Origin of the sequence: Arthrobacter alpinus (genome assembly GCF_001445575.1) — a bacterium.
Taxonomy (GTDB): domain Bacteria; phylum Actinomycetota; class Actinomycetes; order Actinomycetales; family Micrococcaceae; genus Specibacter; species Specibacter alpinus_C.
The window spans coordinates 13,847-33,093 of the sequence record NZ_CP013200.1; the positions used below are offsets into that span (position 1 = coordinate 13,847).

Sequence of the window (19,247 nt, forward strand, 5' to 3'; positions counted from 1 at the left end):
CAGGGGCGGCAACACACAACCAAATAACCAATTCAATATAAATAAATTGGTATCAATAAAACTTGGCACACTATTGAGTTCTCAAACAACAACTGCATTCGAGTACTTACTAATCAATATTTCATCATTAGTTTTCATCGTTGCGATATCCATACTTTATTTCATTTGTATTCATTTTGTCCACTCCGCACCATGTGCGGCTGGTCACTCCATGAATTCCATAAACCCTTATTTCTCATCATTATTTAGAACTCAAAAGAGTCATCAAAATCAATGAATTATTTAGGTTGGATACCTGCGAGATGGGAGACTATGAAACTTTGCTTCTTTCGAAGCGGCTCAACCTTGCGCAAGCAACAGATAGTAACAATACACAGATACTCGCCCCCACGCAAATCCAGGACGGGCACCCCCACCACCAACGCCAGCGGCCCCGTCATAGCCACGGCACAGCCACCCCTTTAAACCCCGCAGTACCGCCGCTTTCAACCCCACCACCACCAAGACCCACACACCTAGCGACGAGAACCAACACGCCCGCACTCCCCCGCACCAGGAACGAACCAGAGAACGATCAAGCCATGGCAACAAGCAACCCCCAGCACCTGAATAACCATCACCTAGCCGGCCGGCATTGCTGACTTCCACTAAAGAAAACATCCACTAAAGAATGAGGTGGCATGCCACACGGAGAAAATCATCCACCCCTAAAGAGGAATTCCACCCTCACTCCACACACCATGAGGCCCGATACCTGCCAACTACCCACTACCCTCTACCCACTGGTCACTGGTCACTGGTCACTGGGCGGGTCTGCCCGGGGTTTAGTTGACAGGTTGGGCTGAAATTTTGGTGACCGGTTGAGTGGTCTTCTTTATTGTCTCAAACTCGATTGGTGTTAGCTTGCCGAGGCGTCGTTGGCGGCGCCGGCGATGGTAGGTTTTCTCGATCCAGACCACGATGGCCAGGCGTAGTTCTTCGCGGGTTTCCCAGCGCTTTTGGTTCAGCACGTTCTTTTGAAGCAGTGAGAAAAAACTTTCCATGGCGGCATTATCTGCACATGCCCCGACCCGTCCCATGGAGCCTTGCAGGCCTGTGGAGCTGATGAGACGGACGTACTTCTTGGACCGGAATTGAGATCCTCTGTCGCTGTGTATCAGGGTTCCTTGCGGGTCGCGTTGACTGATCGCGGCCTGCAAGGCGTTAACAGCCAGGGAGGCTTTCATTCGGGAATCGATGGAGTAGCCCACGATTCTGTTGGAGAAGACGTCCTTGATCGCACACAGATAGAGCTTGCCTTCGCCGGTGTGGTGCTCGGTAATATCGGTAAGCCACAGCGCATTGGCCGCCGTGGCAGTGAAGTCCCGCCGGACATGATCATCATGGACGGGCGGGCCGGCTTTCTTCCCGGTCCCGCGCCGACGGTGGATGACCGAGAGAATCCTGTTCTCACTGCACAACCGCCCCACCCTGGTCTCAGAGGCCACCAGCCCCTGTTCGTGGACGAGCTCGTCATGGATCAGCCGGTACCCGAACGTCGGTTCCTCGGCATGGATATCTAGGGCAGCGTTGACCAGGTGGGCTTCTTCCCAGTCCCGGTCGCTGACAGGGCTTACGCACCACTGGTAGAAGGCTTGGCGGGAGAATCCCAGTACCCGGCAGGTCACCGCGACCGGAACCCGCAGAAGGGCTTGGGGAGCGGCTAGTTCAAGGACCAGCGGGTACATCATTTTGGGTTGATATCTCGAGAAAGGTAAGCCACCGCCCGGCGCATCACCTCCGCCTCTTGCTCGAGCAGTCGGATGCGTTTCTTCGCCTCACGCAGCTCGGTGGATTCTTCCTTGGTGACCCCCGGGACCACCCCATCCTGGACGTCAGCGATCTTCAACCACCGATGCAAGGCAGCCGGGGAAATACCGAAGTCTTTCGCGATCTGGACGATGGTGGATTCGCCCTTGCGGGCCACGGCGACCACATCACGGCGGAACTCTTCAGGAAAAGCTTTAGGCATGTTAAACATCCTTTCACTTGCAAGCAAAAACTCACAAGTCAGATGTCAATCAAACCCTGGTCAGACCCGGCCGATTCTTGCCGCCCACTCATCGCAGTACCTCCAGCAGAGGAACATCCTGGTATGAACAGAACTACGGATTCCACGCCGCTGTACTCCACAGATCCGCCCCGAGCGTCCTGGCCGGCCACCCCTGTTGCTTGTGTAGCTTGAACCCACAGACAACCAAGAAGTACGACGCTCCTTAGCACCCATGACAGCACGGCCTCCACCACGGACTTTAAACAGCAATGGCCACCTAGGCGGGGTGGCCATCAACGGTGTTGCTCGAAAGAGCCATCACCCGGGTCTGCTTCGGCACAGGCGGTGCCGGTGGTGGGGTAGCTGCTGCTGGGGTGAGCAGAGCGGCTTTAAATAGTGGTGGCCACCTTGGGTGGGGGTGGCCTTGAATAGTGGTGTTGGGGGTGTTGTGGTTGTGGTGTTAAATGTGGGGAGGCCCCACACCAGTGTTGGTGTGGGGCCTCGACCCTTTTTTTTACGTGTTGTCCGGCGGTGTCCTACTCTCCCACATCCTCACGAATGCAGTACCATCGGCGCTGTGGGTCTTAGCTTCCGGGTTCGGAATGGGACCGGGCGTTTCCCCCACGCTATGACCACCGTAACTCGTTCCCCAGTTCCAGTTTCCTGGTTGGGTGGCTTGTTGGGTGCTCTTGGAGCAACAGTATTTTATTATACAGGCTCTTCGTGTTTCTCTTTTCACCAGGAACTGGTGGGTAGAGTCACAGTAAAGGAACCTGTTTTTTTTGGTTTCAACTTAACAAATCCTTGATGGGTTTGTTGGTTGGGAACCACATAGTGAACGCGAGCATACTCATGTCATATAAGAGTGTGTGTGGTGTAAGTTATCGGCCTATTAGTACCGGTCAGCTTCACGAGTCTTTAGTCCTCGCTTCCACATCCGGCCTATCAACCCAGTGGTCTGCTGGGGGCCTCTCACACGTTTAGGTGTATGGAAATCTCATCTTGAAGCGGGCTTCCCGCTTAGATGCTTTCAGCGGTTATCCCATCCGAACGTAGCTAATCAGCGATGCACTTGGCAGTACAACTGACACACCAGAGGTTCGTCCGTCCCGGTCCTCTCGTACTAAGGACAGACCTTCTCAAATTTCCTGCGCGCGCAGCGGATAGGGACCGAACTGTCTCACGACGTTCTAAACCCAGCTCGCGTACCGCTTTAATGGGCGAACAGCCCAACCCTTGGGACCTACTCCAGCCCCAGGATGCGACGAGCCGACATCGAGGTGCCAAACCATGCCGTCGATATGGACTCTTGGGCAAGATCAGCCTGTTATCCCCGAGGTACCTTTTATCCGTTGAGCGACGGCCATTCCACAATGTGCCGCCGGATCACTAGTCCCGACTTTCGTCCCTGCTCGAGGTGTCCCTCTCACAGTCAAGCTCCCTTGTGCACTTACACTCGAAACCTGATTGCCAACCAGGCTGAGGGAACCTTTGGGCGCCTCCGTTACTTTTTAGGAGGCAACCGCCCCAGTTAAACTACCCATCAGGCACTGTCCCTGACCCGGATTACGGGCCGAAGTTAGATGTCCAAAGTGACCAGAGTGGTATTTCAACGATGACTCCACAACAACTAGCGTTGTCGCTTCACAGTCTCCCACCTATCCTACACAAGCCACTCCGAACACCAATACCAAACTATAGTAAAGGTCTCGGGGTCTTTCCGTCCTGCTGCGCGTAACGAGCATCTTTACTCGTACTGCAATTTCGCCGAGTTTATGGTTGAGACAGCGGGGAAGTCGTTACTCCATTCGTGCAGGTCGGAACTTACCCGACAAGGAATTTCGCTACCTTAGGATGGTTATAGTTACCACCGCCGTTTACTGGGGCTTAAATTCTCAGCTTCGCTCAACAAGTTGAGCTAACCGGTCCTCTTAACCTTCCAGCACCGGGCAGGAGTCAGTCCATATACATCGTCTTGCGACTTCGCATGGACCTGTGTTTTTAGTAAACAGTCGCTTCCCCCTGGTCTCTGCGGCCCACACACGCTCACGGACAGCTAGTGTCCTTCACATGGCAGGCCCCCCTTCTCCCGAAGTTACGGGGGCATTTTGCCGAGTTCCTTAACCATAATTCTCTCGATCGCCTTAGTATTCTCTACCTGATCACCTGTGTCGGTTTGGGGTACGGGCGGTTTGAACCTCACGTCGATGCTTTTCTAGGCAGCATAGGATCACCGAATTCCCCCATGCGGGGGTCCCATCAGATCTCAGAATCGTCATTGAAGACAACACAACGGATTTGCCTATCGTGTTTCCTACGTCCTTAGACCGGGACTACCATCGCCCGGCTCGGCTACCTTCCTGCGTCACACCTGTTAATACGTTTACATCCCCAACTCAGGTCCCACGCTCCCCACACACCCTGGTCCCGAAGGACACTCAATGGTGGTTTGGGTGGTTAGTATTATTGGTTCAATAGGGGCGGTTCTTCACCGGTACGGGAATATCAACCCGTTGTCCATCGACTACGCCTGTCGGCCTCGCCTTAGGTCCCGACTTACCCAGGGCAGATTAGCTTGACCCTGGAACCCTTGATCATTCGGCGGACGGGTTTCTCACCCGTCTTTCGCTACTCATGCCTGCATTCTCACTCGTGTAGGCTCCACCGCTAGTTCACACTGCGACTTCAATGCCTACACGACGCTCCCCTACCACTCCAAACCCCTGAACCAAAGGACGAACCTACTGGCTAGGGCAATGTTTGAAATCCACAACTTCGGCGGTGTACTTGAGCCCCGCTACATTGTCGGCGCGGAATCACTTGACCAGTGAGCTATTACGCACTCTTTTAAGGATGGCTGCTTCTAAGCCAACCTCCTGGTTGTCTAAGCAATCCCACATCCTTTCCCACTTAGCACACGCTTAGGGGCCTTAGTTGGTGGTCTGGGCTGTTTCCCTCTCGACTATGAAGCTTATCCCCCACAGTCTCACTGCTACGCTCTGACTTACCGGCATTCGGAGTTTGGCTGACGTCAGTAACCTTGTAGGGCCCATTAGCCATCCAGTAGCTCTACCTCCAGTAAGAAACACGCAACGCTGCACCTAAATGCATTTCGGGGAGAACCAGCTATCACGAAGTTTGATTGGCCTTTCACCCCTACCCACAGCTCATCCCCTCCATTTTCAACTGAAGTGGGTTCGGTCCTCCACGCGCTCTTACACGCGCTTCAACCTGGCCATGGGTAGATCACTTCGCTTCGGGTCTAGATCACGCCACTAAACTCGCCCTATTCAGACTCGCTTTCGCTACGGCTTCCCCACACGGGTTAACCTCGCGACGTAACACTAACTCGCAGGCTCATTCTTCAAAAGGCACGCCATCACAAGAACAACTACACCCAAAGGTGCACGCTTGCTCTGACGGATTGTAAGCACACGGTTTCAGGTACTATTTCACTCCCCTCCCGGGGTACTTTTCACCTTTCCCTCACGGTACTTGTCCGCTATCGGTCATTAGGTAGTATTTAGGCTTATCAGGTGGTCCTGACAGATTCACACGGGATTTCTCGGGCCCCGTGCTACTTGGGATACTTTCCAGGGAGTGCACTGCATTTCAGTTACGGGACTCTCACCCTCTACGGTCGGCCATTCAAAACCGTTCACCTATACATGCACCATTCCCCTCACTGATCCGGCAGAATCAGAACGGTAAGTCCCACAACCCCGCACCATGCAACGCCCGCCGGCTATCACACATGACACGGTTTAGCCTGATCCGCGTTCGCTCGCCACTACTAACGGAATCACTATTGTTTTCTCTTCCTGTGGGTACTGAGATGTTTCACTTCCCCACGTTCCCTCCACACACCCTATATATTCAGGTGCAGGTCACCACCTCGGCTTACACCGGGTAGCGGGGTTCCCCCATTCGGACACCCTCGGATCAAAGTTTGGTTATCAACTCCCCGAGGCTTATCGCAGATTCCTACGTCCTTCTTCGGCTCCTAATGCCAAGGCATTCACCGTGTGCCCTTAAAAACTTGACCACACACAAGCGGGTCAAACACAACACAACACCCCACAAAGAGGCCCTGCATCATGATTTATGTATCTTGATTATCGAGAGAACCATGAAAACATCAACCACACCCCAAAAGGATGCAGCATCAGATCCAGGTTCATTCATTTTCTCAAAGAAATTGCTTTCTTATAAAAGATGCTCGCGTTCACTATGTAGTTCTCAAACAACAACCCCACCACACACATCCCCACCAACAAACACCAAAGTGTCTTTCGTCAGTAAGTCCGTTATGTGCAGGAAACCAGGCACAACACAACTCCAACCCGAAGGAAGGAACGTTGTTGTTCCAGGACCCAACAGTGTGCCAAACACCACCCACCACAACACAACAATCCTTGATGAACTTTTCCTCCCACCCCCAAAGGGACGGTGTACTCGATTCAGATCGCCATGTACCAGCAGGCACCTATTTTATTGATATTCCACCCTTGAGCAACTCACCCAGAAACATGCGTTCTGGCAATGAGTCTTTACTCCTCACACCACCAATACGTCTCCATGCGGAGCCGATCGTGGCGTTTGGTGCTCCTTAGAAAGGAGGTGATCCAGCCGCACCTTCCGGTACGGCTACCTTGTTACGACTTAGTCCCAATCGCCAGTCCCACCTTCGACAGCTCCCTCCCCACAAGGGGGTTAGGCCACCGGCTTCGGGTGTTACCAACTTTCGTGACTTGACGGGCGGTGTGTACAAGGCCCGGGAACGTATTCACCGCAGCGTTGCTGATCTGCGATTACTAGCGACTCCGACTTCATGGGGTCGAGTTGCAGACCCCAATCCGAACTGAGACCGGCTTTTTGGGATTAGCTCCACCTCACAGTATCGCAACCCATTGTACCGGCCATTGTAGCATGCGTGAAGCCCAAGACATAAGGGGCATGATGATTTGACGTCGTCCTCACCTTCCTCCGAGTTGACCCCGGCAGTCTCCTATGAGTCCCCACCATTACGTGCTGGCAACATAGAACGAGGGTTGCGCTCGTTGCGGGACTTAACCCAACATCTCACGACACGAGCTGACGACAACCATGCACCACCTGTAAACCGACCGCAAGCGGGGCACCTGTTTCCAGGTATTTCCAGTTCATGTCAAGCCTTGGTAAGGTTCTTCGCGTTGCATCGAATTAATCCGCATGCTCCGCCGCTTGTGCGGGCCCCCGTCAATTCCTTTGAGTTTTAGCCTTGCGGCCGTACTCCCCAGGCGGGGCACTTAATGCGTTAGCTACGGCGCGGAAAACGTGGAATGTCCCCCACACCTAGTGCCCAACGTTTACGGCATGGACTACCAGGGTATCTAATCCTGTTCGCTCCCCATGCTTTCGCTCCTCAGCGTCAGTTAATGCCCAGAGACCTGCCTTCGCCATCGGTGTTCCTCCTGATATCTGCGCATTTCACCGCTACACCAGGAATTCCAGTCTCCCCTACATCACTCTAGTCTGCCCGTACCCACCGCAGATCCGGAGTTGAGCCCCGGACTTTCACGGCAGACGCGACAAACCGCCTACGAGCTCTTTACGCCCAATAATTCCGGATAACGCTTGCGCCCTACGTATTACCGCGGCTGCTGGCACGTAGTTAGCCGGCGCTTCTTCTGCAAGTACCCTCAACCACACAACGTGTGGCCTTGTTCCCTACTGAAAGAGGTTTACAACCCGAAGGCCGTCATCCCTCACGCGGCGTCGCTGCATCAGGCTTTCGCCCATTGTGCAATATTCCCCACTGCTGCCTCCCGTAGGAGTCTGGGCCGTGTCTCAGTCCCAGTGTGGCCGGTCACCCTCTCAGGCCGGCTACCCGTCGTCGCCTTGGTGAGCCATTACCTCACCAACAAGCTGATAGGCCGCGAGTCCATCCAAAACCAATAAATCTTTCAACTAAACCCCATGCGAGGTAAAGTCAATATCCAGTATTAGACCCCGTTTCCAAGGCTTATCCCAGAGTTAAGGGCAGGTTACTCACGTGTTACTCACCCGTTCGCCACTAATCCCCCGCAAGCGGGTTCATCGTTCGACTTGCATGTGTTAAGCACGCCGCCAGCGTTCATCCTGAGCCAGGATCAAACTCTCCGTTAATAACTAAACAGACACACACAATCACACCGGAAAAAGGTAATGAAAGCATGCACTAAATTCGAAACCAGCTAAACGATCATGCATCACCACAGGGGCGGCAACACACAACCAAATAACCAATTCAATATAAATAAATTGGTATCAATAAAACTTGGCACACTATTGAGTTCTCAAACAACAACCACACTCAGCCAACACATACACAAACCAAACAGTCCGCGATGATCAGTGCCGAGGCAACTTTTCAAGCTTACCCGCATGAATTACACGACGTCAAATCCGTAATTTCGACTGAATTCAAACTTTCATTTGAACACAAACCATTGAGCCTATTTTTCAAGGTCAGGTAGTTTGGTCTATTCCGGATCTGAACCGTTCGTTCAGCGGAGTACTAACAATAGCACCTGCCCGCCGTAAACACAAAACGACGGGCAGGTGTCCAGCAGATGTACGGATCCTAGCGGCCAGTGGGGTCACTCAGGGTCAAGTACAGGGCTCCCAAGGGCGGAATTCGCAGGCGCACCGAAGCGTCCTGGCCATCCCACGGCTCTGCTTCGGCCTGCAGATCACCCACGTTGCGGACATCAGAGCCGCCATAGGCAGAAAGGTCTGTATTAAAGGTTTCCTTCCACGCACCCAGCGATGGCAACCCCACCCGGTATCCCTCATAAGCAACCCCGGCAAAGTTGAAGATGCACACCAGTGGATTGCCGGCCTTGTCCCACCGGATGAAGGAAAGCACGTTATTTTCCGTATCTCCGCCGTTGAGCCATGTGAAGCCTGCGGAAACGTTGTCCAGCTCATACAGTGCCGGGGTGCTGGCATAGCTTTGGTTCAGATCTTTGACTAGTTCCTGGATACCACTATGGGACGGGTTCTCCGCCAGCCACCAATCCAGCCCGTGCTGTTCACTCCATTCGGATTCTTGGCCGAACTCAGTCCCCATGAAGATCAGCTGCTTGCCGGGATGTGCCCACTGGAATGCCAAGTATGCACGCAGGTTGGCCAACTGTTGCCACCGATCCCCCGGCATTTTGCGCAACAGGGATCCTTTGCCATGCACCACTTCGTCATGGCTGATGGGCAGCATGAAGTTTTCCGTGAAAGCGTAAACCAACGAAAAGGTGATTTGGTTGTGGTGCCAACCACGGTTGACCGGATCCTCCGCCATGTACGTCAGCGAGTCGTGCATCCAGCCCATGTTCCACTTGATGCCAAAGCCCAGCCCACCGCCACTGGTGGGTGCCGTCACCCCGGGGAAAGCTGTGGATTCTTCGGCAATGGTGACGATTCCGGGGTTGCGCCGGTAAGCCGTTGCATTCATTTCCTGTAGGAAGCTGATGGCTTCCAAGTTTTCACGGCCGCCAAAGCGGTTGGGGCTCCATGCGCCTTCTTCACGCGAATAATCCAGGTACAACATGGACGCCACTGCATCTACGCGCAAGCCGTCGATGTGGAATTCCTCAAACCAGTACAGGGCGTTAGCAACGAGGAAGTTGCGCACCTCATTGCGGCCGAAGTCAAAGATCAGTGTGCCCCAGTCCGGGTGCTCGCCCAACTGAGGATCGGAATGTTCGTACTGTGCCACGCCATTGAACTTGGCCAGCGCCCATTCGTCCTTAGGGAAGTGCGCCGGCACCCAGTCCATAATGACGCCAATGCCGGCCTGGTGCAGCGCATCAACAAGGTGCCGAAACTGATCGGGGTGACCGAACCGCGAAGTCGGCGCGTAATAGGAGGTGACCTGGTAACCCCATGACCCACCAAAAGGGTGCTCCGAAACCGGCATGAGCTCAACGTGAGTGAAGCCCAGCCACTGCACATAATCAACAAGTTCTTTGGCAAGCTGCTCGTAGCTCAGGCCCGGCCGCCAGGAACCCAGATGAACCTCATAAACGCTCATGGGCGCGTTGTGCGGATCCGACTTTGCCCGCCGCGCCATCCAGTCGCCATCCTTGAAGGAGTACGTGGATTCCACCACGCACGACGCCGTCAAGGGTGGCACTTCGGTGCCATAGGCCATGGGGTCAGCCTTTTGCAGCCATTGCCCGTTCTCAGCGAGGATCTCAAACTTGTAGCATTCACCAGCTGCAATGTCTGGGATGAACAATTCCCAGATGCCGCTGCCACCCAGGCTTCGCATGGCGTGTGCGCGCCCGTCCCAGCTATTGAAGCCGCCAATGACGCGCACAGCTTGCACGCCAGGGACCCAGACCGCGAAACTGACTCCAATTACATCGCCCAGCTCAGAGTGGTAGCGCTGTACGCGCGCGCCAAGAACAGTCCACAACGTTTCGTGCCGACCCTCGGCAATCAGGTGCATATCCAATTCACCCACCGTGGGCAGGTAACGGTACGGGTCATCGCAGCGCTGGAGCCCGTCGGCATAGCCAACGTCCAAGCGGTAATCGGGCACCTTCCCCGAGTCCTCCACCGGGACGACGGCAACCCAGATGCCACCATGTTCGTGGGTCATGGGGTATTCGCCGGAGTTTGTCACCACTTGCACCGACTTTGCCAGATGCCGCAAAGTACGTACGGTGGCAAAACCCTCACCACCTAAATGCGCACCCAGCACTGAGTGCGGGGCGTAGTAGGTGCCCTCGGAAATTCGCGCCAAGACTTCCGCGTCGACTGCCATCGGGGCCAGCTTATTAAGTCCCACGTCCACACCACTTTCTCTTGTTTCAAACAATTCCCGCACGGCGTTTACCGGCACCCAGACCCAATCGGGCCGGTTTTGCAGTTCATATGCAATCTCATACAGCGCCTTATCCAGCCACAATGCCATGAAAAGCGCAGAATCCTTGTCAATTCTGGTTCCGGATATGCTGTCATATCCGGCAATAAACGCAGTGGTACTGTTTTCTACCCAAACGGCCGCTGCGGCATGGGACGTTGTCCCGGTGGCCGTCGCCTGCGCTCCTGCATAGTCGAAGGATCGCAGCATGCCCGCGACGTCCCGCAACACCACATCGGCACGGCTGCGCTCTGCCAGTGGACGCAACGGCTCGCCCTCAAAGTCCAGGACATACCAGCCCGCATCGTCACCGGCTGTGGCTTGGTGAAGGAGCTGACCGAGGTGCAGATCCCCGTGGATGCGCTGCAACGGCGGAAGAAAAGTTATTTGGTTCAGTCGCGCTAAAACGTCTTGCAGTTGTTGCCCATAAGGCCCGACGGCGAACCCCACCAGGTCCCAACTGGCCTGCAGTCGCGCGCTGAGGGAGTCAACGAAGCGGGCGACACTGGCAGCATCTTGGTCGTGGGTGCCTAAACTTTCTGCCAATCCACGGTGGACATGCGCCAAGGTCTTCCCGATGCCATGGGCACGTAGCGAGAAATCCTCTCCTTCGGCGATAGCCGCCAAGGCGAACGTCCAACCATCCCGGGCCGCAGGCACAAAGTCATGGACCACGAACAACGTGGTGTCTTTCAGTCTGGTTTTCACAGCCAGTCGCAACGCAGGCACCTGGGGAACACGGCGACCACCAGACAGGGCAGCAAGAGCCGCGCCAATTTCCTGCTCGGGATGATCCCCGGGGTGCAAGACCCTGAAAATTTTTGCAATCACGGGCCGGCCATCGAGCTCAAAGATTACGGAGGTGTTGGACTGTTCGGTCCCCACCACCCGAACCTTGGAGACGGCGCCCAGGCCAAGCCCGGCCGAGTTCAGATCCACCCATTCCGGATGCACCCAGCTGCGCAGACCCTCAACGGCGGCGGCAGCGCCAGTGCCGGACGCGGCAGAGAAAGTAACGGCAGCACCGTCACCCTGAAGGGAATCATCCAGTAAATCCAGCCATGCCTGCAAGAATGCCCGGTCCCCCAGACCGTCATATACGCTGGCACCCGCCACCCGGCCTATGAATCCAGCCTTATGCGGCGCTTTATTTTTTAGCACACCCGTGCCTTCTCGTTGCTCAGGCGGGTGAAGGCTCAGAGGAATTTGGAGCAGGAGGCTGGAATCCGCCGGCCCCACCCTGACAAACAGCACACGGAACCGAACCGCGGGATCCGCAGAGGGCAGTTGCAGCTCGCCTTCAATGACCAGCTGATCAGCGGCGCCCGAATCGCCCTTGCGGGGGTACCAGCGTTGGCGCGGCAGCCAGTGGGCTAAGAGTTCCTCGAGCGTGTCCGCCATCAGTATCCGAACTCCGATCCGTCAATCACCGGCAGGGCCTGCGTTTGGGTGGAAAGGGCGTTGGATGATTGGGAGCGCACGCGCAACCAAAAGAAGTCGTAGGACCCCAGCGTCAAGGTGAGATGGCCGCCGTCGTCAATGCCGGGGAAAATATCGCCGCCAAACACGTCGCGTAATCCCCGACCAGCAAGCCCTGGCAGGTTGAGCGTGGCTGCAGATGGGTGCTGAGACAAGTTGAAGACACACAAGATAATCTCGGGCGCCTCCCCCTCAGCATTGCCCACGGGCAGCACGCGCAGGAACGCCAACACGGATTCATGGGAAGTTTCCACGTTGTCATAGCGTCCCAGACCAAAAGCGGGGTGGGCCTTGCGGACCTTGAGGATCTGTTTGTTCCAGTGCAGCAGCGAACTGGTGTGGGCCGTCTGCGCCTCAACATTGACGTGGTTGTAGTGGTACACCAGCGACTGCACCACCGGGAGGAAGAGCTTGCCCGGGTCCGCATTGGAAAAGCCGGCATTTCTATCAGGGTTCCATTGCATGGGCGTGCGTGAGGCATCCCTATCATCAAGCCAGATGTTGTCCCCCATGCCAATTTCGTCACCGTAATAAAGGAACGGGCTGCCTGGCAGGGCCAGCAGGAGGGCGTTGATGAGCTCAATCTCGGCGCGAGAGTTATCAAGCAAGGGTGCCAGCCTGCGCCGGATGCCAATGTTGGCGCGCATGCGTGAATCCGGTGCGTACCAGCCCAGCATGGCCTCGCGTTCGGACGGGGTCACCATCTCCAGAGTCAGCTCGTCGTGGTTACGCAGGAACGTTCCCCACTGGGCACCGCGCGGGATGGACGGGGTGTTGGCCATGGTCTCAACAATAGGCGCGGCTTTCTGGTCCCTCAGCGCGTAGTAGAGCCGGGGCATGATGGGAAAGTGGAACGCCATGTGGCATTCCGGGTTTTCCTCCGTGCCGAAGTAGTCCACTACTTCATGAGGCATTTGGTTCGCCTCAGCGATGATCACCCGTCCCGGGAACTCGGCGTCGACCATGGCACGCAAATCCTGCAGGAATTGGTGGGTGGGCGGCAGGTTCTCGCAGTTGGTGCCATCCTCTGCGAACAAATAAGGAATGGCGTCGGCGCGGAAGCCATCGATGCCCTGTTCCATCCAGAAGCGCACCACATTAAAGATGGCGTCACGAACTGCGGGGTTGGCAAAGTTCAGATCCGGCTGGTGGCCGAAGAACCGGTGCCAGAAGAATTGACGGCGGATTGGATCAAAGGTCCAGTTGGACTCTTCCGTGTCAACGAAGATGACCCGGGCGTCCTGGTACAGATCGGTGGTGTCGCTCCACATGTAATAGTCACCAAACGGCCCATCCGGGTGCTCCCGCGACGCCTTAAACCACGGGTGCTGGTCAGAAGTGTGGTTGATGGGCAGATCGATGATGATCCGCATCCCGCGTTCGTGGGCCTGGGTCACCAGAGACTTGAAGTCCAAGATGGTGCCGTATGTTTCCATGACGGCTGTGAAATCGCGGACGTCGTAGCCGCCGTCGAGCTGGGGGGAATCGAAGAACGGCGGCAGCCACAGGCAATCGATGCCCAACCACTGCAAGTAATCCAGGCGGGAGATCAGTCCGGAGAAGTCCCCCGCCCCATCCTCATTGGCATCGGCAAAGCTCTGCACCAGCACTTCATAGAAGACGGCCTTCCGGTACCAATGAGGGTCGTGAGCCAACCCGGGCGCGTTCAAGTTGAACTGCGGGGCACTATTGGTATGGGGGAAGGCCATAGGTCATCTCCTAATGTGCAGGATATGTGCCGGTTCAAGGTGAGCATCGAGGCGGAAGTAGTTCTTCTTGCCCCAGTTCCACGTGGCACCGGTGACCAGATCCTCCACCAGGAACGTGCCATCCGGGGACAGCCCGTCCAGCTCCAAGGCATCCAGGTCAAGGCTCACTTCGCCTTCACGCATGCTGTGCGGGTCCACGTTGACGACCACAATGATGGTGTCCTTGCGGGCAGGTCCGCTGGCTGTCGCGGCAATGTTCTTGTGCTTGCTGAAAACCAAGACGGCATCATTGGAGCTTTGGTGCAGGCTCAGATTTTGCAGGTCCAACAGCGACGGGTGTGCACGGCGGATCGTGTTCAGCAGGGTAACAAACGGGGCCAGTGACTTCCCTGCAGCCTCTGCGGCAGCAAAGTTCCGCTCCTTGTACTCATACTTCTCATTGTCAATGTTCTCTTCGGAGCCCGGGCGGGCCACGTGTTCGTAGAGTTCATAGCCGGCATACATGCCCCACAACGGGCTGCCCATGGCGGCAAGGATGGCGCGAATCTTGAACGCGGCCGGCCCACCGTACTGCAGGTATTCGGTCAGGATGTCAGGGGTATTGACGAAGAAATTGGGGCGGAAGTACCCGGCCGATTCACGGCTCACATGCACCAGATACTCTTCGAGTTCTTCCTTGGTGTTGCGCCACGTGAAGTAGCTGTACGACTGCTGGAAACCAGCCCGACCCAGCGCCGCCATCATGGCCGGACGGGTGAAAGCCTCAGCCAGGAACACCACATCCGGACGCTCGGCATTGATGGTGCCAATGAGCCATTCCCAGAACCAAACCGGCTTGGTGTGCGGGTTGTCGACACGGAAAATCCGCACCCCGCGCTCAATCCACAAGCGAACAATACGCAGAACCTCCGCGCTGAGTCCGGCCGGATCGTTGTCAAAATTCAGCGGGTAAATGTCTTGGTACTTCTTGGGCGGGTTTTCCGCATACGCAATGGTGCCATCCACCCGCGTGGTGAACCATTCCGGGTGCGTTGTGGCCCACGGATGATCCGGAGCGCATTGCAGCGCCAAATCCAAGGCAACCTCCAGATCCAGCTCCTTGGCGGCCGCCACAAACTGCGCAAAATCCTCGAGCGATCCCAGATCCGGATGGATGGCGTCATGGCCACCATCCGCCGAGCCAATGGCCCACGGCGATCCCGGATCGGCGGCTCCGGCCACCAGCGAATTATTGGGTCCCTTGCGGTTGATGGTGCCGATGGGATGAATGGGCGGCAGGTACACCACGTCAAAACCCATGGCCGCGACGGCGGGGAGCCGGTTGCGCGCCGTACGGAAATTGCCGCTGGTCCACTCCCCCGTCTCGGGATTGCGACGCGCACCCTCCGAGCGCGGGAAAAATTCGTACCATGCGCCTCGACCGGCAGCGTCTCGCTCTACCTGTAGCGGGTATTGCCGGCTTGCCGTCACGTGATCACGCAGCGGGAAACGTTCGACGGCGGCACGTACCTCTTTGCCTGTGCCGCCGGCTAGGCGGTCATTGGTGTTCAGTGACGAATCCGCCAAGGTGCGCGATGCCTGCTTGAACACGCTGGCGGCGTCCGGCGCGGAGGATTTGGCTGCTTTGGCCGCGTTGCTCAGCAGCAGCGCACCTTCGGCCAGCATGACCTCGACATCAACATCGGCGTTGATTTTCACTTGGGCATTGTGGGCCCAGGTGGCGTACATGTCAGTCCAGCCTTCAATGACAAAATTCCAGTTGCCCTCGAAGGGCGCAGTCAACACGCCTTCCCAGGAATCGGTGCCTTTAGCACCAGGGGTCATTTTGGCGCGTTGGGCAACAGAATTATCCGGTGCCAGCAGGACCGCCGTGGCGCCCAAAGCATCGTGGCCTTCACGGAATACGACGGCGCTGACCCGGACGTCGGCGCCGCGGATGGCCTTCGCTGCGAATTTTCCGTCTTCGAGCACGGGCTGGACGTTGGTGATGGGAATCCGGCCAAACCGCAGGCCCTGTTGCGGATCCGCGGGCGCAGCGGCGGGCACGTGCGCAGGCGCGGCGGCAGGCACAGGTGCGGCGGCGGGCACAGCGGCAGGCGGGGTGGCCGACGTCGTACTGTTTCTTGGTTTTGGTGTTGACGCGGCGGCAGGCACGGCTGCGCTTCCGGCAGCGGTGGCGGGCACATTTCTCGAAGGCTTAGAAGTACTCACAAAATGAACGTTAGCGACTCCCGGCCCGGATTGCGAAGGTCGGCCGCCATGTAGGCGCGTTGCTCCGTCACACGGGGACGGATTTGCCCCGCGGACGGCGCTGTGCGCGTGTCAGAGCTGGCGTAACAAGCCGGGAAGTTCGCACAAATACTGTCGAGTCACTGCGGGGGTGGGCTAGTGTGACCGGCATGAAGGCAATCCGCAGATTCACTGTCCGTACTGCTGTTCCCGCGCAGATTTCCGCGTTGACCCGGTTGGCCACCAACCTCCGCTGGTCCTGGCATGTACCCACCCGTTCCCTGTTCGAGTCCCTCAACCCGGAGCTGTGGGAAAAATCCCGCCGCGATCCGCTCGCCATGCTCTCCTCGCTGTCTCGTACTCAGCTCCAGGAACTGGCGGCCGATCCGGAGGTGGTGGCCCGTGTGAGCTCTGCGGCCAGCAGCCTGGACCGATACCTGTCCGAGCCGCGCTGGTACCAAACTCTGGGCGCGGATGCTCCCGAATGCATCGCCTACTTCTCCCCCGAATTCGGCATCACCGAGGTCCTGCCGCAGTACTCTGGCGGGCTCGGCATCTTGGCCGGCGACCACCTCAAATCCGCCTCCGACCTGGGCGTTCCGCTGATTGGCGTCGGACTTCTCTACCAGGCCGGCTATTTCAAGCAGTCGTTGTCCAAGGACGCCTGGCAGCAAGAAAGCTACCCGCTGCTTGACCCCGATGCCTTGCCGCTGACCCTGCTGCGTGAGGAGGACGGCACGCCCGTGCAGATTCACCTCCCGCTTCCGGATCACCGGGTACTGCGCGCACATGTTTGGCGGGCGGATGTGGGCAGGGTGCCCCTGCTGTTGCTCGATTCCAACGTTGCCGAGAACGACGACGCCGCCCGCGGGGTCACCGACCGGCTATACGGCGGCGGCGGCGATCACCGCTTGACGCAGGAACTACTGCTGGGCATGGGCGGGGTCAAGGCGCTGCGCGTCCACGCCCGCCTCACCGGAACCGCGGCCCCGGAAGTTTTCCACACCAATGAGGGCCACGCCGGCTTCCTCGGCATCGAACGCATCCGCGAACTCATGGACCCGGCCATCACACCGGAGCCGTTGTCATGGAGTGAGGCGCTGGCTGCTGGCCGCGCGTCGACCGTTTTTACCACGCACACCCCCGTGCCCGCGGGCATTGACCGGTTCCCGCGCAGCATGATCGAGCACTTCTTCGCGGGCTCCTTGGCACCGGGCGTTCCGGTCCATGAAATTCTCGCCTTGGGCGCGGAAAATTACGACGACGGCGATTCCGGAGTGTTCAACATGGCCGTCATGGGGCTTCGCCTGGCCCAGCGCGCCAACGGTGTGGCCAAGCTGCACGGCGTGGTCTCCCGCGGCATGTTCTCCGGGCTGTGGCCAGGATTCGATCAGGCCGATGTGCCCATCACCTCCGTCACCAACGGCGTGCATGTGCCCACCTGGATTGACCCCCTGCTGGCCGCATTGGCCCGGGAACGCTTTGGCGCCGAGGTGGTGGATGGCCCGGATTGGTCCAAGGTGTATGACGTGAGCGACGCCGATGTGTGGGCCATGCGCCGGAGGCTGCGGCAGGCGCTCGTGGAGGATGCCCGAGCCCGTCTGCGCTCGTCGTGGAAGAAGCGCGGCGCGGCCGATGCCCAGCTGGCGTGGACTGATTCCGTCTTGGATCCGGACGTGCTGACGATTGGTTTTGCCCGCCGCGTACCCACCTACAAGCGGCTGACGCTGATGCTGCGCGACCCCGCCCGGCTCAAGGCGCTGCTCCTGCACCCGGAGCACCCGATCCAGATCATCATCGCCGGAAAATCGCACCCCGCGGACGACGCCGGCAAGAAAATGATCCAGGACCTGGTGCAGTTCACGGACGACCCCGAGGTGCGCCACCGGATCATCTTCCTGCCCAACTACGACATCGCCATGGCCCGCACGTTGTTCCCCGGCTGTGACGTCTGGCTGAACAATCCGCTGCGCCCACTCGAGGCGTGCGGTACCTCCGGCATGAAGGCCGCCATCAACGGCTCGCTGAACCTGTCCGTCATGGATGGTTGGTGGGATGAACTGTACGACGGCGAAAACGGCTGGGCGATCCCGACGGCCAATACGGGGGCTGGGGATGAAGAACGCGACGACATCGAGGCCTCCGCCCTGTACGAATTGTTGGAAACTCAGGTTGCTCCGCGCTTCTACGGCGAAGTGGTGGCTGCTGCTGCAGGGGCTGCCGGACCGTCCCAACCGCACGACGGCGGACTGCCCGCGCACTGGATTTCCATGATCAAGCACACCATCGCCCACCTGGGCCCGGCTGTCTCGGCCAACCGCATGGTTGCCGAGTACGTCCAGCGTTTGTACCAGCCGGCAGCTGTTGCTGGACGGCTTGCCCGGGCCGACAGCTACGCATCCGTGCGTGAACTGGCCTCGTGGATTGATCGGGTTCGCCCGGCTTGGCACGACGTCCGTGTTGAACACGTTGAGTCCCACGGGCTAAACGACGAGCCGCAAATTGGTGAGAGCCTGCAGGTCCGTGCCCACATCATGTTGGGCTCCCTGAACCCAGCGGATGTCCAGGTCAACGTGGTGTACGGCACGGCAGGCGAATCGGATGATCTGAGCTCAACGCAAACCCTTGCGCTTGACTCGGTGCAGGATAACGGCGGCGGCAGGTTCCAATTCGCTGCCGATCTGCTGATCGACCGTTCCGGCGACTTCGGCTACGGCATCCAGGTGCTCCCCCGCCATGCAGCCCTGGCAAATCCGGCTGAATTGGGGCTCATCACCACGGCGTAGGCGGGTTTCGGCGCTGGTCCGGCTCGGCTACCGCCGGGTCCACCGCTCGCAGAAAGATTTTTTGGGGCTCGTTCCTCGCCGAAAAGATCCGTGCTCGCTATCCGGCCCGGCGTTCGCCGGGCCGG

General features: G+C 57.7%; 5 protein-coding genes and 3 rRNA genes. 1 reads left to right on the top strand and 7 read right to left on the bottom strand.

Features of this window, described 5'->3' with window-relative positions; translation table 11 throughout:
• Positions 1-824: 824 nt before the first annotated feature.
• From AS189_RS00035 to AS189_RS00070, 7 genes are all read right to left on the bottom strand, one after another.
• A protein-coding gene (locus AS189_RS00035) for an IS3 family transposase (RefSeq protein ID WP_129587101.1) occupies positions 825-2,011 on the bottom strand; the annotation gives its coding sequence in 2 pieces (ribosomal slippage) (positions 825-1,732 and positions 1,732-2,011; 1,188 coding nt in all).
• 544 nt (positions 2,012-2,555) lie between these two features.
• Positions 2,556-2,672 (bottom strand): 5S ribosomal RNA (gene rrf / locus AS189_RS00045).
• Between the two features lie 231 nt (positions 2,673-2,903).
• Positions 2,904-6,077 (bottom strand): 23S ribosomal RNA (locus AS189_RS00050).
• Positions 6,078-6,645: 568 nt separating this feature from the next.
• Positions 6,646-8,179 (bottom strand): 16S ribosomal RNA (locus tag AS189_RS00055).
• The 16S, 23S and 5S rRNA genes sit together here, the layout of an rRNA operon.
• Before the next feature lie 457 nt (positions 8,180-8,636).
• Positions 8,637-12,320 carry a 1,4-alpha-glucan branching protein GlgB gene (gene glgB / locus AS189_RS00060; protein ID WP_062285362.1) on the bottom strand — a complete coding sequence of 1,228 codons (3,684 nt, stop codon included), beginning with the start codon at positions 12,318-12,320 and terminating at the stop codon, positions 8,637-8,639.
• The gene (treS, locus tag AS189_RS00065) at positions 12,320-14,107 is read right to left on the bottom strand and encodes a maltose alpha-D-glucosyltransferase (protein WP_062285364.1); all 1,788 of its coding nucleotides are present in this window, start codon (positions 14,105-14,107) and stop codon (positions 12,320-12,322) included. Before treS ends, glgB begins: the two co-directional genes overlap by 1 nt.
• Positions 14,108-14,110: 3 nt before the next feature.
• Positions 14,111-16,153 (bottom strand): alpha-1,4-glucan--maltose-1-phosphate maltosyltransferase, encoded by a 2,043-nt coding sequence (locus tag AS189_RS00070; protein WP_062292635.1) that lies wholly within the window; start codon positions 16,151-16,153, stop codon positions 14,111-14,113.
• Between the two features lie 353 nt (positions 16,154-16,506).
• Between AS189_RS00070 and glgP the strand changes: the two genes are divergently transcribed.
• The gene (gene glgP / locus AS189_RS00075; RefSeq protein WP_062285365.1) at positions 16,507-19,122 is read left to right on the top strand and encodes an alpha-glucan family phosphorylase; all 2,616 of its coding nucleotides are present in this window, start codon (positions 16,507-16,509) and stop codon (positions 19,120-19,122) included.
• The last annotated feature ends 125 nt before the right edge of the window (positions 19,123-19,247 follow it).